At 40.7% G+C, this 16,155-nt stretch carries 11 protein-coding genes; 1 reads left to right on the top strand and 10 read right to left on the bottom strand.

Annotated features, from left to right (window positions below):
* Positions 1 to 94 precede the first annotated feature (94 nt).
* Positions 95 to 871 carry a DUF6261 family protein gene (locus MUN53_RS01240; RefSeq protein ID WP_243323090.1) on the top strand — a complete coding sequence of 259 codons (777 nt, stop codon included), beginning with the start codon at positions 95 to 97 and terminating at the stop codon, positions 869 to 871.
* Between the two features lie 94 nt (positions 872 to 965).
* On the opposite strand, the gene MUN53_RS01245 is transcribed toward MUN53_RS01240, so the two are convergent.
* From MUN53_RS01245 to MUN53_RS01290, 10 genes are all read right to left on the bottom strand, one after another.
* On the bottom strand, positions 966 to 2,843 hold the full coding sequence (locus MUN53_RS01245; protein ID WP_243323092.1) for a RagB/SusD family nutrient uptake outer membrane protein: 1,878 nt from the start codon (positions 2,841 to 2,843) through the stop codon (positions 966 to 968).
* Positions 2,844 to 2,863: 20 nt separating this feature from the next.
* Positions 2,864 to 6,292, bottom strand: coding sequence for a TonB-dependent receptor (locus tag MUN53_RS01250; protein WP_243323094.1), 3,429 nt, complete (start codon positions 6,290 to 6,292; stop codon positions 2,864 to 2,866).
* A 121-nt stretch (positions 6,293 to 6,413) separates the two neighbouring features.
* Positions 6,414 to 7,499: a FecR family protein gene (locus MUN53_RS01255; RefSeq protein WP_243323095.1), complete on the bottom strand. Its 1,086-nt coding sequence runs from the start codon at positions 7,497 to 7,499 to the stop codon at positions 6,414 to 6,416.
* A 112-nt stretch (positions 7,500 to 7,611) separates the two neighbouring features.
* On the bottom strand, positions 7,612 to 8,187 hold the full coding sequence (locus tag MUN53_RS01260) for an RNA polymerase sigma-70 factor (RefSeq protein ID WP_243323096.1): 576 nt from the start codon (positions 8,185 to 8,187) through the stop codon (positions 7,612 to 7,614).
* Between the two features lie 242 nt (positions 8,188 to 8,429).
* Positions 8,430 to 9,785, bottom strand: a complete 1,356-nt coding sequence (hisS, locus tag MUN53_RS01265; RefSeq protein ID WP_243323097.1) for a histidine--tRNA ligase — start codon at positions 9,783 to 9,785, stop codon at positions 8,430 to 8,432.
* Between the two features lie 65 nt (positions 9,786 to 9,850).
* Positions 9,851 to 10,942 carry a tRNA 2-thiouridine(34) synthase MnmA gene (mnmA, locus tag MUN53_RS01270; protein ID WP_243323098.1) on the bottom strand — a complete coding sequence of 364 codons (1,092 nt, stop codon included), beginning with the start codon at positions 10,940 to 10,942 and terminating at the stop codon, positions 9,851 to 9,853.
* A gap of 92 nt (positions 10,943 to 11,034) precedes the next feature.
* On the bottom strand, positions 11,035 to 12,390 hold the full coding sequence (locus MUN53_RS01275) for an MATE family efflux transporter (RefSeq protein WP_243323099.1): 1,356 nt from the start codon (positions 12,388 to 12,390) through the stop codon (positions 11,035 to 11,037).
* A gap of 242 nt (positions 12,391 to 12,632) precedes the next feature.
* A complete protein-coding gene (locus MUN53_RS01280) occupies positions 12,633 to 13,736 on the bottom strand; it encodes a carbohydrate-binding family 9-like protein (RefSeq protein ID WP_243323102.1) in 1,104 nt (367 codons plus the stop codon).
* Position 13,737: 1 nt separating this feature from the next.
* Positions 13,738 to 14,274, bottom strand: coding sequence for a gamma carbonic anhydrase family protein (locus MUN53_RS01285; protein WP_022455257.1), 537 nt, complete (start codon positions 14,272 to 14,274; stop codon positions 13,738 to 13,740).
* 62 nt (positions 14,275 to 14,336) lie between these two features.
* Entirely contained in the window at positions 14,337 to 16,124 is a 1,788-nt protein-coding gene (locus MUN53_RS01290) for an aminopeptidase P family protein (RefSeq protein ID WP_243323104.1), read from the bottom strand.
* Positions 16,125 to 16,155 lie beyond the last annotated feature (31 nt).

The raw sequence follows: 16,155 nt of genomic DNA on the forward strand, positions 1-16,155 counted from the left end.
GACAGATTCATGCAAGCCTGCACGAAAATTTTGAAGCACGGCAAAAGTCTATCACACAGTTTTTTAGTTGTTAATTTTTAAAACGCCTATGAATATGGAAAAACAAGTTGACACCATCGCCCTTAGCCGGTTTTCCAATTACGCACATTACAATTATATGGATGTCGTGTATAAAAACCTGAGTTCATTGCTTATTTTGGGTGAGAAACTGGCTACGGAACTGCCGATTTTCGAAGAAAAGCTGGACAATGAAAACGAAGTGCTGGTACAATCGAGGAAAAACGACCTGACCGAAGAGATCGAGGTGGGCGACGACCAACGCGACAGCGGGTTGAGCGGATATGCCCAAGTGCTGAAAGGATTCTTGTACCTGAAAAGCGGCGAGCAATATGAAGCGGCCAAAAAGCTGGACAAGCATTTGTCTGATTTCAATTTGTCGCCCCGCATGTCGCTCATCAAGCAGACGGGCGCGATGAAGAATCTCATTGAAGATCTGGAGACGACTTATACCTCGCAGGTCACCTCTTTGGGATTGACACCGTTCGTCACGATGATGAAAGAGGGCAACACAACGGTCGACACCAACCTGCAAGCCCGTGATGCCCGAAGTGCCGGAAAGATGAAGGCCGCCGTACTGACAGCCCGCAGCGAAACGGACGAAATCTACAACAAGATCATCAAGAAGATCAACGCTCTGGCAATTGTAGATGAAGAGAATGCCGACGAATACGGACAACTAATCGATGAACTGAACGCCCAGATCAAACACTACAAGGAACAGGAATTGACCCCGAAAACGAAGAATACAGACAGCAGTTCTACCTCTGGTAGCGGTACCAGTTTCAAACCGTTCTATCCGGAATACGAATAAAAGAGATAAAAAGAAAAACTCTCTATCTCCCAAAAGAGGCTATCCCCCAAAAGGATAGCCTCTCAAAATTAGCACTAATATTTATACATTGGCATTACCAACCCGGATTTTGTACTAAAGACGGACATCTCTTCAATTCTTCCTGTAAAATCGGATACAGATAAGACTTCGGAGAAGTAAATACACGTCCATCCTCTACCGTGAAACGTTCCATACGATACGTCTTACCGTTTACAACAATCTTACCGTTCGGATCTTCTACCGGTCTCATACCATGAGACTGACGCTGGTTCTTCGGATAAGGCCAGTCTGAAGGATCAACATTCGATTCAGTACCGTAGTTTTCCGGTTCCAGATACAAACGAGAAGTCCAATAACGATTGTTTTCATAGAACAATTCCACACGACGTTCACGCTGGATATATTCGTTCATCAACTCTTTATCCGTCTTAACAGCCGGCGGCATCGGAGCCATAAATGAACGGGCACGTACCTGATTGATCAAATCATAAATTTCTTCGTTCGGACCACTCAATTCATTGACAGCTTCACAATAGATATAGATAAATTCAGGCAAACGCCAGATTGCCGGACCATTTATCACGTGACCACCATGACCTCTGTCCCAACCATCTTTATAGAACTTTCTCAGATAATATCCTGTATGAGAAGCCTGATCCAAATAGCTACCACTAACAGCATCGTTACCTTCAGCAGTATTCAATTGAGTACCACCATACCAAGAACCATGATAACGGATATCGCGATAGAAACGAGGGTCACGCTGAATACCTTCGTACGGATTCGCATCATCATAACCATCTTTTGCTGCATGATCACAATAGATAGGATAACCATATCCATCCGGACCGATATATTCATATTCATCTACCTGTTCCTGCAACGGACGCTGACGAGCGTGTCCACCCTGAGAAGGAGGTAATACGTCACCAGACCAACCTGTATCCTTATCACGAGTTACAAACCAAACCCATTCATCCTGGATAGCATTCATGTCATACATCATCTGCCACAAACGCTGTTGAACTTTATGGTTATTGGTTTCAGCATTACCGTCAATATCCCGGAAGTCGTCCTTATCGTATGTCTCATACAATTTATAACGAAGCGAACCATCTGTTTTCTTACATTCCAATACAGCTTTAGCAGCATCTCTAGCTAATTCCCAACGCTTCGGATCATAACCATATTCATCTTTGAAAACACGCGTATCATTAGGTAAAGTACCACCATTCCACATAGGCGTTGCAGCCAACCAACGTGCCATAGCTTTCAAACCTAAACAAGCCCCTTTATCAACTCGACCAAAGTATTGACCTCCATTCCATGCATCCACACGAGCATAGGCTGAATCAGCATCCGCACAAATCTTTTCAACCATAGAATGGAAGGACTCTTTCTCGAAGGTCATATCATCGCCCGGATATATAACCCGATCCATGTAAACGGCTTCACCATATGAACGAATCAGCTGCAAATGCAAGTAACCTCTCAAAAAATAAACTTCTCCCATGCGACGTCTTAAATCGCCTTCACGACCATCTTGCGGATTATCCGGGGTATTGTATTTCTTCACACCTTCCAAAATGATATTTGCGTTGCGAATAGCATAATAAATATCATCCCAATACTGCCCCGCACTACCCGGCATACCTTGTGACGGTCCGTAGTTTCCTACATGGAACTGATGAGGAATAGCTCCTTCGTGACTACTGGCACTACACTCATCCGAAATACTTGACAAACTAAAGTGACTGAAATAAATCAACGGATGCAATGAATATTTCGCTCTTGCATACAAATCGGTCACCAAAGACTCAACCTTGTCAAAACGAGTAAAGACCTGCTGTTCTGTTGTCTGATCATCCGGAGTACGATCCAAATAATCACTACACGAAGTAAAACTCAACAAACCAGCCAACAACCCTGCTACAATATTTATTTTTTTCATTGTTTTTTCTCCTAACTAAATTAATAAGTAATATCAACACCGAAATTAAAGATACGCTGAATAGGATACCATGATCCATCACCATTATTTGTTTCCGGATCCACATCTACGTCATCCAATCCATCAAACGTCAATAAGTTCATACCTTGAACATAAAAACGTACATTTTGTAATCCTGCAAAACGGATAAGATGTTTCGGTAATGTATATCCAATTTCCACATTCTTCAAACGCAGATATGAAGCATCATACAAATACAAACTACTATTTGAGTTCTTATTATTATCGTTTGTACCAATTGTTAAACGTGGATAAGTTGCCACATCTTTCGTTTCTTCAGTCCAACGATTGAAATGCATAGGCTTCACCTTACCAATCTGGTCTTGGTCAAACTGTGGGAAATCCCATACAGCTGCACCATTCAACAAGACACTTGTATTAGCAGCACCTTGGAACAACAAACTCACATCAAAACCTTTATACTGAATACCTACAGGAATACCAAACTGGATTTCAGGTGTTCTCGGATTACCCATGGCGCGGCGGTCATGTTCATCGTCAATCTTTCCATCTCCGTTCTGGTCTTTATATACCACATCTCCCGGATACAATTTACCCCATGGTTGGAAACCTGATCCACCATTCATGGCATTTAACTTATCCGCTTCAGCCTGATCATATACAAAGTGATCAAATTCATAGACGAAATATTCATCAATTCTCTTACCTGTATTCGCACGCCATTCATTTTCATAAGCCACTTCGTTCATAAATACGATCTTGTTACGAGCAAACGTAAAGTTCGGTTTAATATAGTATCTGAAATCTTCACCGATATTACCGTTCCAGCCAATTTCAAAGTCAATACCACGATTATCAACAATACCCGAGTTTATAAACGGAGCATCTTTTCCTACAATACCTGGATAGCCTAACTTATTTCCATCGCTCAAACTTGTAATAATATCATAACGATGTTCATAGAAATAATCAGCAGAGAAAGTTAATCGTTCATTGAAGAAAGAAGCATCAAGTCCGACATTCAACTTACGTGCTTTTTCCCAAGTCAGATTAGGATTCGCAAAATTACCTTCTTTTAATCCAGAATAACCATTACCAAATTCATTTACACCAAATGAATAACCATCACCACCTTGGAAGAACTGCAAATAGCCGAAACGGCTACCTGAAATCATATCACTACCTACCATACCGTACGAAGCTCTCAGTTTCAGGTTACTTAACCACTTTTCAGCTCCTTGCATAAACCGTTCACGCGAAATAACCCATCCGATAGATCCAGCGGGGAATGTACCATAACGTTTACCTGGAGCAAAGTTCTCTGATCCATTATATCCAATATTAAACTCTGCTAAATATTTATTCTGGAAAGCATAAGTAGCACGAGCCGTTAAACCTTGATAACGATATGGCACTTGGTTATCAATCGTTGTATTAGAACGGTTGAACAAAACCATAGCAGAAACATCATGATCACCAAAGTTTCTCAAATAATCCAATTTCAACTGGTAATAAGTTTTGCTGTTAGAAGAATTATGGCTAAACGAGTTTGAAATTGTACCATCCTGATCATACCATGGATTTCCTAAGATATAAGCACCCGTATAATTTGGATTATTCATATAGATTGAACCATAACTACCTTCAGCCGGCTGGAAAGTTGCATATTGAGAGAAATTCATATAGCCTTCAGTCCGATCTCCCAAATTTCTGTGAATCCAGTTACCTTCAGAAGCGTCATAAGAGAAGATTCCTTCAATTTTTAACCCTTTGGTGATAAAATCTAATTTATGACCAATAGCAAACGATCCATTCAAATAGGTATTCTTTTCCTGCAAATATCCTCTTCTTGACAATTCCCCCAAGATATTCTTCCTATGTTTGTAATCTCCATACAACATACCATATGGGTTATTCAATTCATATGTTTCATTGGCTGGATTACCATTATTTTCTACTACAATTGGCAAATATGGAGGGAGAGTATTACATAACTTTACAACTTGAGATGCCGTAGTACCTGGAGCATATCGATCCGTGATACGAGCACCTAAATCTACGCGAACATAAAAATCTTTGGTAATATCCACATCTACATTCGCTCTAAAGTTATATCGTTTAAACTTAGCTTGTGTATCAGTTTCTGTCACATCTGTATGTTCGTAGTTTCCACCTTGCGAATAATAGTTAGCCATCACATAATATCTGGCACGTTCAGAACCACCACGTATTGACAAACTATAATCTTGCTGCGTGCCGGGTTTGAAAGCATAATCGAAATAATCCCAATTATAACCTAATCCATCTGAATTATCGCCTTTAGCCTTCCGATAATTAGCAATTGCTTCATCAGTAAATAATTCCAACTTACTTGGATCGGTTGTCGGATTACTGTTGATCATCGCCTCATTATATAAAGTCGCATAATCAGCTGAACCTAAATATTTCGGGAATTTTACTGGAGAGTTTGTTCCCACAGAAGCTTTGAAATTCACACTTGGCTTTTCAGAAGCTTTACCACGTTTTGTTGTAATGATGATAACACCATTGGCACCACGTACACCATAAGGAGCCGTTGCTGAAGCATCCTTCAAAATAGTAAATGTTTCGATTTCTTCAGGAGCCAGATAACTCATGTCACGTTCTACTCCATCCACAATAACAATTGGTGATTTATCACCATAAGTACCCATACCACGGATTCTCAAATCAGCTCTATCTACACCTGGTTCACCACCACCAAACTGATTAACCATCAAACCAGGCATTCGACCAGCCAATGCATTATTCAAATTGGCTGTTGGACTTTGTTTCAAGTCTTTGGTAGTAATTGTAGATACAGAACCCGTTATGGTTGCTTTCTTTTGTGTCGTATAACCGACAACAACCACTTCTTCCAAAGCTTTCGAGTCTTCCACCATCTTAATGGTCAAATCACTCCGCCCATTAATCTTAACTTCCTGAGCTTGATAACCAATATAAGAGAACACCAAGCTTGCACCAGAATATGGAGCCATAATTTCAAAATTACCATCCATATCCGAAACAACACCGGTCATCGTTCCTTTCACCATGATATTCACACCAATCAAAGGACCATTTGCATCTAAAACACGTCCTTTAACTCTAAAACCTTCCTGAGTAACCGTCGGTCCAGCATCTTCTGTGTTTTTATCATTTAAAGCGTAGAGAACCACTTGTCCATCTTCTACTTTAAATGAACAATTTTGATCTTTCAGCAGGATGCGCAACATTTCTTCCAAAGTAACATTCTCTGTCTTACATGTCACTCTAGCTTCATCATCCAATACATTGTTTGAATAAACAATACTTACACCGGCCTGTTCTTCTATTAGTTCTAAGGCTTGTTTTAAAGTTTTGTTCTTACAAGTTAAGGAAACTTCATCAGCAAGAATATTTGCATACATTCCAACTGATATACAACTGCACAACCCAATTGTCAAAACCCGTCTAACTGCCTTTTGTTTTATTAACAATTGGGGGGGGTAATTTAACAAATACTTCATAATACTAGATTTTATTAATATGTTATTTTCCGTTAGCTTTTATTTCATACTTCGATTCCACCTCTCCTGAAGATACGGTAAAAAGCAAAGAATTTAAAATACTTACTAATGTGTTCTTCAAATCCAACCTCCCTGAAATCAACATCCCATCAAGATTTTTATCTTTTAGCACAATTTTTACATTATATATTTTTTCCAGTTTTCTAATAACATTACTCAGAGCTTCCTTTTCAAATTTCAACCGTCCATCAATCCAAGATATGTAATTAGAAACATCTACTGATTCAAGTTTCTCTTCTGCATTATCTGCAGCATAAGTATAACACTGATTCGGTTCCAAAATCATCGTTTCATTGTTTCCATCCAATGCAATCTTTCCTGAAACCAATACTGTCTGGAATAATTCAGCCTCCTGATCAGAAAGAACATTAAATTGAGTTCCCAAGACTTCGACAGATTTATAAGCAGTCCTTACACAAAAAGAACTTTTACCATCTTTTACTACTTTAAAATAAGCTTCTCCTTCCAAATAGACTTCTCTTTTGTCTGAGTCAAACTCATCTGGATAAACTAAAGAAGAACCTGAATTAAGATAGACCGTCGAACTATCGGCTAAAACCAGTTTTGTTCTTTTACCATAAGGGACAAACACAGCATTTAACTGCGTCCCTTCTTTTTTTTCTATTTGAGTTGAATCATTAATAACAATCTTCCTATTGTTATTATAACTAATCAGAGCTGAAGTATCTTTCAATGAAACGATCTGCTTATCTGCTACTTTCAAAGTTATCTCTGTTCTTTTCTCAACATCACTCAATAGCGCCTGATATTTTTCTATCGAATCTTGATTCGAATTTGCAAACTTAGACAAACCCCAAAAAATCCCCAAACTACAAGCTGCTATACCAATTGCTATTTTTATCCACGAAACTTGCTTCTTCTCTTTCTGATAAGAAGGCATATAGAAATCAGTCAGAGAACAAATCAACATCAACTCTTTATACCGAGTTTTATTTTTATCGTTCTCTTCAATCCAAGAAAGAATAGCCCGACTTTCTTCTTCCGTGCATTCTCCTTGTATATATTTAATCAAAAGTTCATCTGACATATTCAAAATATTAACCTTCTCTAAATTAAAATACACATAAAACAAAGGTATACCCTAAAATGAAAAGAGAGTTTTTGAATAAAAAAATGTTAAACCGTAATTAAGGAAAGAATTACTCAAAAATAGCTTTCCGTATCTCTAATAAAGCTTTCGTAATATGATATTCAATTGATTTTTCCAATAGCTGCATCTTCTCTGCTATCTCTTTATTTTTCAAGCCATCTCTTCTACTAAGCAAAAAGATCTGCCGTGTTTTTTCCGGTAATTTATTAAGGACATTATTCAACTTCGCTTCATAGTCTTTTGAGACCAGAGAACATAATGTTTCATCTTCCAAGACATATAAATTACCACGCTGATAAATTTGTTCTTCTGTCAAAGAAGCCAAATCTATCATTTCCAAACGTTTTTTCCGCAAATAGTTCAAACACAAATTTCGGGTTATAACCAACAAAAAACCACTTATATCTTCTACATCTTTTAATTCTGTATGCTTATTCCATAAGGCCACAAAAACATCCTCGACTATTTCTTCTGCAACAAATTCGTTTTTGACATATTGCAATGCATACTTATACAAGCGCTTCTGATATACATCCATAATATCACGTAATGCTCGACTATTACCAGAACTTAATTGCACAATAAGTCCTCGTAGCATTGCACATATTTCATACACGACTATCATTATATTCTATATATAAATTACGCTACAAATTTATTAAATAAAATAAAATAGCAGCCTTTATACTATCAAAATCAATAAAGAGCCTATTAAATTCTTCATCTTTTGAAGTAATCTATAACAAAAGAATTTCACATTCACAAACAAATATCCTCTACTGTACTTAAAATATGATACAAAAAAAGTTACTATTGCCTTTCACAACAACAGTAACTCTTACATATCTTAAATACAAATCTGAGAACTTAAAACAATGCTATCAACTCATCCACTGTAAGCAACTGCTGCTCACCCGTGATCATATTCTTGACATTGATTTTGCCTTCTGACATCTCGGTTTCGCCGACGATAGCCACATACGGGATTTTTTTCGTATCGGCATAACCCATTTGCTTCTTCATCTTGGCCGACTCCGGATATAATTCGGTACGGATGCCGGCAGCCCGAACCTGAGCCACTAAAGGCAACAGATAGGCTTCTTCTTTTGCTCCGAAATTAACGAACAGAAGTTGTGTTGTCTGCAAAGCATCTTTCGGATACAAATCCAACTGGTTCAAAACATCGAAGATACGATCGGCACCAAAAGAAATACCTACTCCTGAAACACCTTCCATTCCGAACACACCTGTCAGGTTATCATAGCGACCGCCACCGGTGATGCTTCCGATCTGCACATCCAACGCCTTCACTTCGAAGATAGCACCGGTATAATAATTCAAACCGCGAGCCAACGTCAAGTCCAATTCCAATTCGGCACGCAAAGCCAATTTCTCAATCCGATCCAAGATGAATTCCATTTCGGCAATACCCTTCAATCCAGTCTCAGATGCAGCCAAGACGTTCTTCAGAGAAGCGATCTTTTCCCGGTTTGTTCCGCTCAACATAATCACCGGTTGCAGTTTATTGATGGCATCTTCCGAAAGGCCTTTTTCGCGCAGCTCGTCGTTCACCTTCTCCAAACCGATCTTATCGAGTTTGTCGATAGCCACTGTGATATCAACAATCTTATCTGCGGCACCCAAAATTTCAGCGATTCCCGACAGGATTTTCCGGTTATTCATCTTGATACAAACCCGGATACCAAAACGATGGAACACTTCATCCATAATCTGGATCAGTTCCACTTCATTGATCAAGGAATCCGAACCTACCACATCGCCGTCACACTGATAGAATTCGCGATAACGACCTTTTTGCGGACGATCGGCACGCCAAACCGGCTGTATCTGATAACGCTTGAACGGGAAAGAAATCTCATTCCGATGCTGTACAACAAAACGGGCAAACGGTACAGTCAAGTCATAACGCAAACCTTTCTCGCAAGCCTTTGCCGCAAACTTCACCGGATTCTTTTCCAGCAGTTCTTCACAGGAAATACCCGAGAAGCAATCACCCGAATTCAGGATCTTGAAGAGCAACTTGTCTCCTTCTTCGCCATATTTTCCCATCAAGGTTGACAGGTTTTCCATAGCCGGCGTTTCAATCTGCTGAAATCCGTATAAATGATAGACCTCACGGATTGTATTGAATATATAATTACGTTTCGCCATTTCTTCGGGCGAAAAGTCTCTCGTTCCTTTAGGTATGGATGGTTTCTGCATACTTATTATTATTTTATGATGTTTATTGACGCACAAAAATACGATTTTATAAGGAATAACAGGTCTTATATACCTTTTTCTGTCTGATCATCATTAATGATCATCCCACTACCCAGACACAGATGATGGTCTTTATCATAAACCACGCCATATTGGCCGGGAGCAATTCCTTGTATCTTATCATCCGATTCAATACGGTACACATCTCCGATCCGACGGATATAGCCATGGGTAAATTCCGGAGTATGACGTACTTTAAAGGTTATTTCCTTGGCATCGTCAAATTCGCCCCAGATATCTTCGGTGATAAAATCAAAGCCTTGCATATTGATCACTTTGCCATACTGTGTTTCCGGATCGTAGCCATTGGATACATAAATAATATTGCGGCGAATATCTTTCTTGATAACAAACCACGGACCACCACTTAGTCCCAAGCCTTTTCGCTGACCGATGGTATGGAACCAGTATCCGTTGTGCTTACCCAAGACTTTGCCTGTTTCCAGTTCAATGATCTTTCCCGGTCGCTTGCCCAGATAACGTTCGATGAAATCATTGTAATTGATCTTCCCCAAGAAACAGATACCTTGACTGTCTTTGCGTTTGGCACTAGGCAATTTCTGAGCTTCAGCAATCGCACGAACCTCACTTTTCATCAGATGCCCGATCGGAAACATCAGCTTCTGTATTTGTAACCGCGTGATTTGTCCCAGAAAGTCTGTCTGATCTTTCACCGGATCCTTGGCTGTCGACAACCAGACCTTTCCATCGATTTCCGTCGTCGTTGCATAATGACCGGTAGCTATTTTATCGAAGTCTTTTCCCCATTTCTCTTCAAAGCAACCGAACTTGATGAACTTATTACACATCATGTCCGGATTCGGAGTCAGTCCTCGCTTCACTGAATCAATGGTATAACTTACCACTTTATCCCAATATTCATCATGCAATGAAACTTGTTCGAAGCGACATCCATATTTCTTGGCAATATACGAAGTGATTTCGATATCTTCCTCAGCCGGACAATCAATATACCCGTCTTTGTCTTCCATTCCGATACGGATATAAAAGATCGTTGGATCATATCCGGCCTCTTTCAACATATGTACCACGACCGAACTGTCCACTCCGCCTGAAACTAAAGCTGCTATTTCCATAAATATCTATTTTCTTTCTGAATTGCAAAGGTACATATTTATAAATAATACCCGATTCAGACACATCATATTTCTTCGTACCAAACATTTATTTATCGCCCGGTTTCTTTCCGTTTCATTTCCAGCAAAACACTTCCCGTTAATGGAATGGCTAAAACAAATGTGAGCATATCAGCCACGGCCTGACACATTTCCACTCCTTGCAATCCTAAATAATAAGGCAAGATCATAATCAACGGAATAAAGAATAGTCCTTGCCGGGCAGAAGAAAGAACTGTTGCCCGGATTGACTTGCGTATTGTCTGTAACATCATATTACTTAAGATGATCCATGCTCCTAACGGATAAGTAATCAGCTGCCAGCGTAATGCAGCTGAACCGGTTTCGATCACCAGTGGATCTCCTTTTCGGAACAAAGCGACGATTTCTTCAGCATAAGCCATTCCGGCAACCGAACAACATAACAGGAATACAAAACCAACCTTGACACTAAACCAAAAGCCTTCTCGTACCCGTGCATATAATCCGGCTCCATAATTAAATCCGCACAAAGGTTGGAAACCTTGACCAAAACCTATCAGGAATGAGTTGATAAACATACCAATCCGCGACACGATAGACATCCCCGCAATAGCGGCATCTCCATAATTCCCCGCAGCAACATTTAGGAAAATGGTAGAAACACTAGCCAATCCCTGACGAGCCAACGAAGGTGTTCCACCACCAATGATCTCTTTCACAAAACTCCATGAGAAAGTAAAGTTCCGATAATGGATACGAATATTCCCTTCCCGCCTTCCCATATAGAAAAGCAGACAAAAACTAAAGACCTGACTAATCACCGTAGCCCAAGCAGCGCCGGAAATACCCAGGTCACAGACAAATATCAGAATCGGATCCAGAATCACATTGGTAACTGCACCGGCAACGATTCCCACCATCGCATAATCAGCGTTTCCCTGAAAGCGCATTTGATTATTCAACACCAACGAAGCAATCATAAACGGAGCTCCCAGCAGGATAATCCCCAAATAACGTTCGGTATAAGGTAAAATTGTAGGTGTTGAACCTAAGGCATACGAAAGCGGGCGAAGCAACAACAATCCGGAAAGCATAAGAATCAAGCCCAACGACAATGCTAGGAAAAATCCGGTTGCTGCCATCTTTCCGGCAGCTTCATCTTCTTTAGCTCCCAACTTGCGAGAGATGTAATTTCCGGAACCATGTCCAAAGAAAAAACCGACAGCCTGTATGATCGACATGACTGAAAACACAATTCCGACTGCTGCCGTAGATTGTGTATTAATCTTCCCTACAAAATACGTATCTGCTATATTGTAGAAAGACGTAACCAACATACTGACAATCGTTGGTGCAGCCAGTGTCATGATCACTTTGGGTACTGGTGCTGTTGTCAGGTAATTAAAATTATCTTTTGTTCGATGCATCTTTTTCTATCCTTTTTATTTCCATTTCCACAATACCAGAGATAAACAGTTGAAAACTCTGGCTAAAACTGAACATCCCGTTCATACCCAAGTGGTCTTTCCCAAAAAGATTCAAGATATATAGTTGACAAGGTTTTCAGTGACTTCTTCCTGTGAAGCTACACCAAAAACCTTGTCTATTAAAACTCCAAATACATTTTAATTAAACAGAAAACGGTTTATCTGTAAGTCCTCTTCTGTATTTACTTCCAAACAAATCCGTCTTGGTTAATCCGCCATACAGAACCATCTGCTGCCGGCAAAGAGATTTCGAATAAAGAAGCTGTCCGTTCTACAGTCATTTTAGCTACCTGTTCTGCAGAACAAATATCCGAAGCTTTCAGAGCTGTGGCTGTAGCTGCAAATTCTCCGGTTGCTGCCTGGTATTCTTTCTGACGATAATACAACTGACGCAGCATCCATTTCGTTGCTTCTTCCAGTTTTGCCTGGAAAGAATCTTCACCTTGACCCGCTACTTTATCTGAGAACTGAACGTAGGCCCAATATTCCGGCAAATGGATATTGATCACACCTGTCGGTGCCCAAACCCAGTTGTATTCACGGATCTTATCTTCACCCTTGATTGGAATCTTCACGTATTTACCGTCTTTCACTTCGGTTGTCCATTCAACCCGAGAGAAGTTTACCCGGAACTGATCACCATTATTCGGTGTACCTTTATGACCATTCATAACCTGATTTAAAGTTTCCCATGGAATGAAGACTTCCACGCCCCAACCTTTATCAGTATCATTCGGATTGTTGACTGTACCATCTACCCAAACAGCTGATTTCATACCGGCAAATTCCCAGCCGTTTAATACTGCCGGACGGTTTCGGTAAGGCTGACTCAAATACAAATCCCAGTCTGTTCCCAAAGCATTTACTTCATATTCCAAATAATTATGTGTATCACCTGTCGGATCAAGGAATATCTCAAAATCGTTTTCCAGGAATATCACACAATCATGCTCCGTCTGATAAGCCCAAACGTGCGGTTCATCCATCCAAGCCGCAAAATACATACCTTTTTCATCATAGGCCATCTTGGCACGAGTCTGATACAACGGAGCCGGTCGTTTGTCTCCTTCAATATCCGTAAAATCAGAAGTCCAGGGAACAGCATCCCATTCCGTGAGTTTTCCGTCAATCTTGATTTCGCCCGGAGCTTTGTAACAAACATACGTCGGCGGATTCAACGGAGTTACCGGAGAAAAATCAACGTTCTTCTCTTCTGTCTGTGGTTGTGGCGTACAAGCCAGCAGCGCCCATGAAAGCGCACCTAAAGTCATCAGTTCTTTCTTCATATTATTTATGTTCTTTGTTGTCTTCTTCCGTGTACCAGGAAGAATACATGTGATAGTTCTTGGCAATCTTCTGGTTAATTTCCTTCGACTGTTCCGGATCTACTTTCTTGACGAACTTCGCCGGAACACCGGCATAAATACTTCCTGGTTCCACAATCGTATTGCTCAATACAACAGATCCGGCAGCAACAATAGCTCCTTCTCCAATTACTGCATGATCCATAACGACAGCTCCCATACCAACTAATGCTCCATGGCAAATCTTGGCTCCATGAATTGTAACGTTATGACCGATGGAAACATCATCGCCGATTTCGATAACCGACTTCTCATACAATGTATGCAGTACAGAACCGTCCTGGATGTTCACACCGTTGCCAATACGAATAGAATTGACATCACCGCGTACAACTGTACCAAACCAAATACTGCAACCTTCACCTATCTCAACATCACCGATTATGGTTGCATTATCGGCTAAAAAAGTATCTTTTCCGATCTTCGGAGTAAAACCTCTTACTGACTTAATTAATGCCATATATACTAAGTTTATAAATTCGTTAGTTATAAGTTAACCTTATATTCTCCGGCTAACTCTTCTTAAATTTCTTCTGTCTTTTCCTTCAACCAAGCACGTTCTTCATCTGTCAGATACGGACTCAGTTTCTCATATACCGTCTGATGATATTTATTCAACCAGGCATGTTCGCGGGCTGATAACATCGGAACGACAATCAGGCGAGTATCGATATAACACAAGGTCAATGTTTCCATTGTCAGGAATTTGCCAAACTCTGTTTCACTGTCTTCGCATATCTCAATCATATTCTCCGTACGGATTCCATATTGTCCGGCACGATACATAGCCGGTTCGTCACTCATTACCATACCCGGTTCCAATACAACCGGATTTTCTTCCATCCGGATACTTTGCGGACCTTCATGCACATTCAGGCAATGCCCGATGCCATGCCCTGTACCGTGCAAGTAATTAATACCGGCATCCCAAAGCGCTTTACGGGCCAAAATATCCAACTGACTACCTCTTGTTCCGACCGGGAATTTACATTTAGCCAAACTGATGGTTCCTTTCAAAGCCCGAGTAAAGTCTTTCTTCATCTGTTCGGTTGGTTCTCCCAAAGCAATGGTACGGGTAATATCCGTTGTTCCATCCAGATATTGGGCTCCACTATCCAATAGATAAAGACTTTCTAGCTTCAGTTCCACATCCGTTTCCGGAGTCGGAGCATAATGTACCACTGCCCCATGCGCACCATAGCTGGAAATGCTGGCGAAACTATCCATCACATATAAAGGCTGTTCAGCACGTAAAGCCGTCAGTTTATGACTGGCACTCAATTCGGTTACCTTCTCACCTGCTTCCAGCTGCTTCTCCAGCCAATAATAAAATTTAGTCAGCGCAACACCATCTTTCACTACGGCGTTCCGATAACCTTTTCTTTCTGTTTCATTCTTGATACTCTTCAACGTATTTGCCAGAGAAATACCTTCTATAATCTGAGCTGACTTCGGCAACGCATTGCAAATGGCGATATTCGTATGGGCTGTATCCAAATAAATACGTACATGTTCAGGCAAACGAGACAGATAAACAGCCAAACGGGAATAATCAGCCAAGACAACGCCTTCTTTCTTCAAGCGTTCAGCGACTTCGGCCGGTACTTTCTTCGGATCAATGAACAACACATTCTCTTCGTTGGAAACAAACAGATAAGCAACACCAACCGGATTGTAAGCCACATCGGTACCACGGATATTACAAGTCCAGGCTACTTCATCCAAGGCAGATAACACCGTACAGTCGGCTCCTGCCTGATGCAGGCGTAAAGTAATATCCGTCAGTTTATCTTCGGTCGAACGACCACTCAGTTCGATAGGCAAATCAAAGATCGGAGCTGCCGGAAGCGCCGGACGATCTTTCCAGATATCATCCAACAAGGCACAAACTGTATTCAGCCCGATTCCTTTCCGTTCCAAAGAAGACTTCAGTTCCTTGGCATCTGCCACACTATACGTTTCCCCATTCAAACCTACCACTTCATCCTGCTGCAATTCTTCCAACAGGAAGTCTGTGATTGAAGGCGTATCAGGCAACTTCATCCGATACAGGTCAATACCACTACCTTCCAATTGCGTTTCGGCTTGCAAGAAATACCGCGAGTCGGTCCACAAGCCTGCCTTTTCCAATGTTACAACTACGGTTCCTGCCGATCCGGTAAAACCGGAAATCCATTCCCGATACTTCCAGCACGCTGCCGGATATTCACTCATGTGCGGATCGGTTGTCGGAATGATATAAGCTGATATATGCTGTTGTTTCATAGCTTCCCGCAAAGCAGAAAGCCGTTCTGGTATTTGTGTTTTCATCGCATGTTATTTTTTTAGATGTCAAAGGCAA

It is taken from the genome of Parabacteroides faecalis, from assembly GCF_022809355.1.
Lineage (GTDB): Bacteria > Bacteroidota > Bacteroidia > Bacteroidales > Tannerellaceae > Parabacteroides > Parabacteroides faecalis.

Coding starts and splice junctions, on each gene's coding strand:
- MUN53_RS01240 (WP_243323090.1), top strand. CDS start 95: ATGGAAAAACAAGTTGACACCATCGCCCTTAGCCGGTTTTCCAATTAC.
- MUN53_RS01245 (WP_243323092.1), bottom strand. CDS start 2,843: ATGAAAAAAATAAATATTGTAGCAGGGTTGTTGGCTGGTTTGTTGAGT.
- MUN53_RS01250 (WP_243323094.1), bottom strand. CDS start 6,292: ATGTATGCAAATATTCTTGCTGATGAAGTTTCCTTAACTTGTAAGAAC.
- MUN53_RS01255 (WP_243323095.1), bottom strand. CDS start 7,499: ATGTCAGATGAACTTTTGATTAAATATATACAAGGAGAATGCACGGAA.
- MUN53_RS01260 (WP_243323096.1), bottom strand. CDS start 8,187: ATGATAGTCGTGTATGAAATATGTGCAATGCTACGAGGACTTATTGTG.
- hisS (WP_243323097.1), bottom strand. CDS start 9,785: ATGCAGAAACCATCCATACCTAAAGGAACGAGAGACTTTTCGCCCGAA.
- mnmA (WP_243323098.1), bottom strand. CDS start 10,942: ATGGAAATAGCAGCTTTAGTTTCAGGCGGAGTGGACAGTTCGGTCGTG.
- MUN53_RS01275 (WP_243323099.1), bottom strand. CDS start 12,390: ATGCATCGAACAAAAGATAATTTTAATTACCTGACAACAGCACCAGTA.
- MUN53_RS01280 (WP_243323102.1), bottom strand. CDS start 13,736: ATGAAGAAAGAACTGATGACTTTAGGTGCGCTTTCATGGGCGCTGCTG.
- MUN53_RS01285 (WP_022455257.1), bottom strand. CDS start 14,274: ATGGCATTAATTAAGTCAGTAAGAGGTTTTACTCCGAAGATCGGAAAA.
- MUN53_RS01290 (WP_243323104.1), bottom strand. CDS start 16,124: ATGAAAACACAAATACCAGAACGGCTTTCTGCTTTGCGGGAAGCTATG.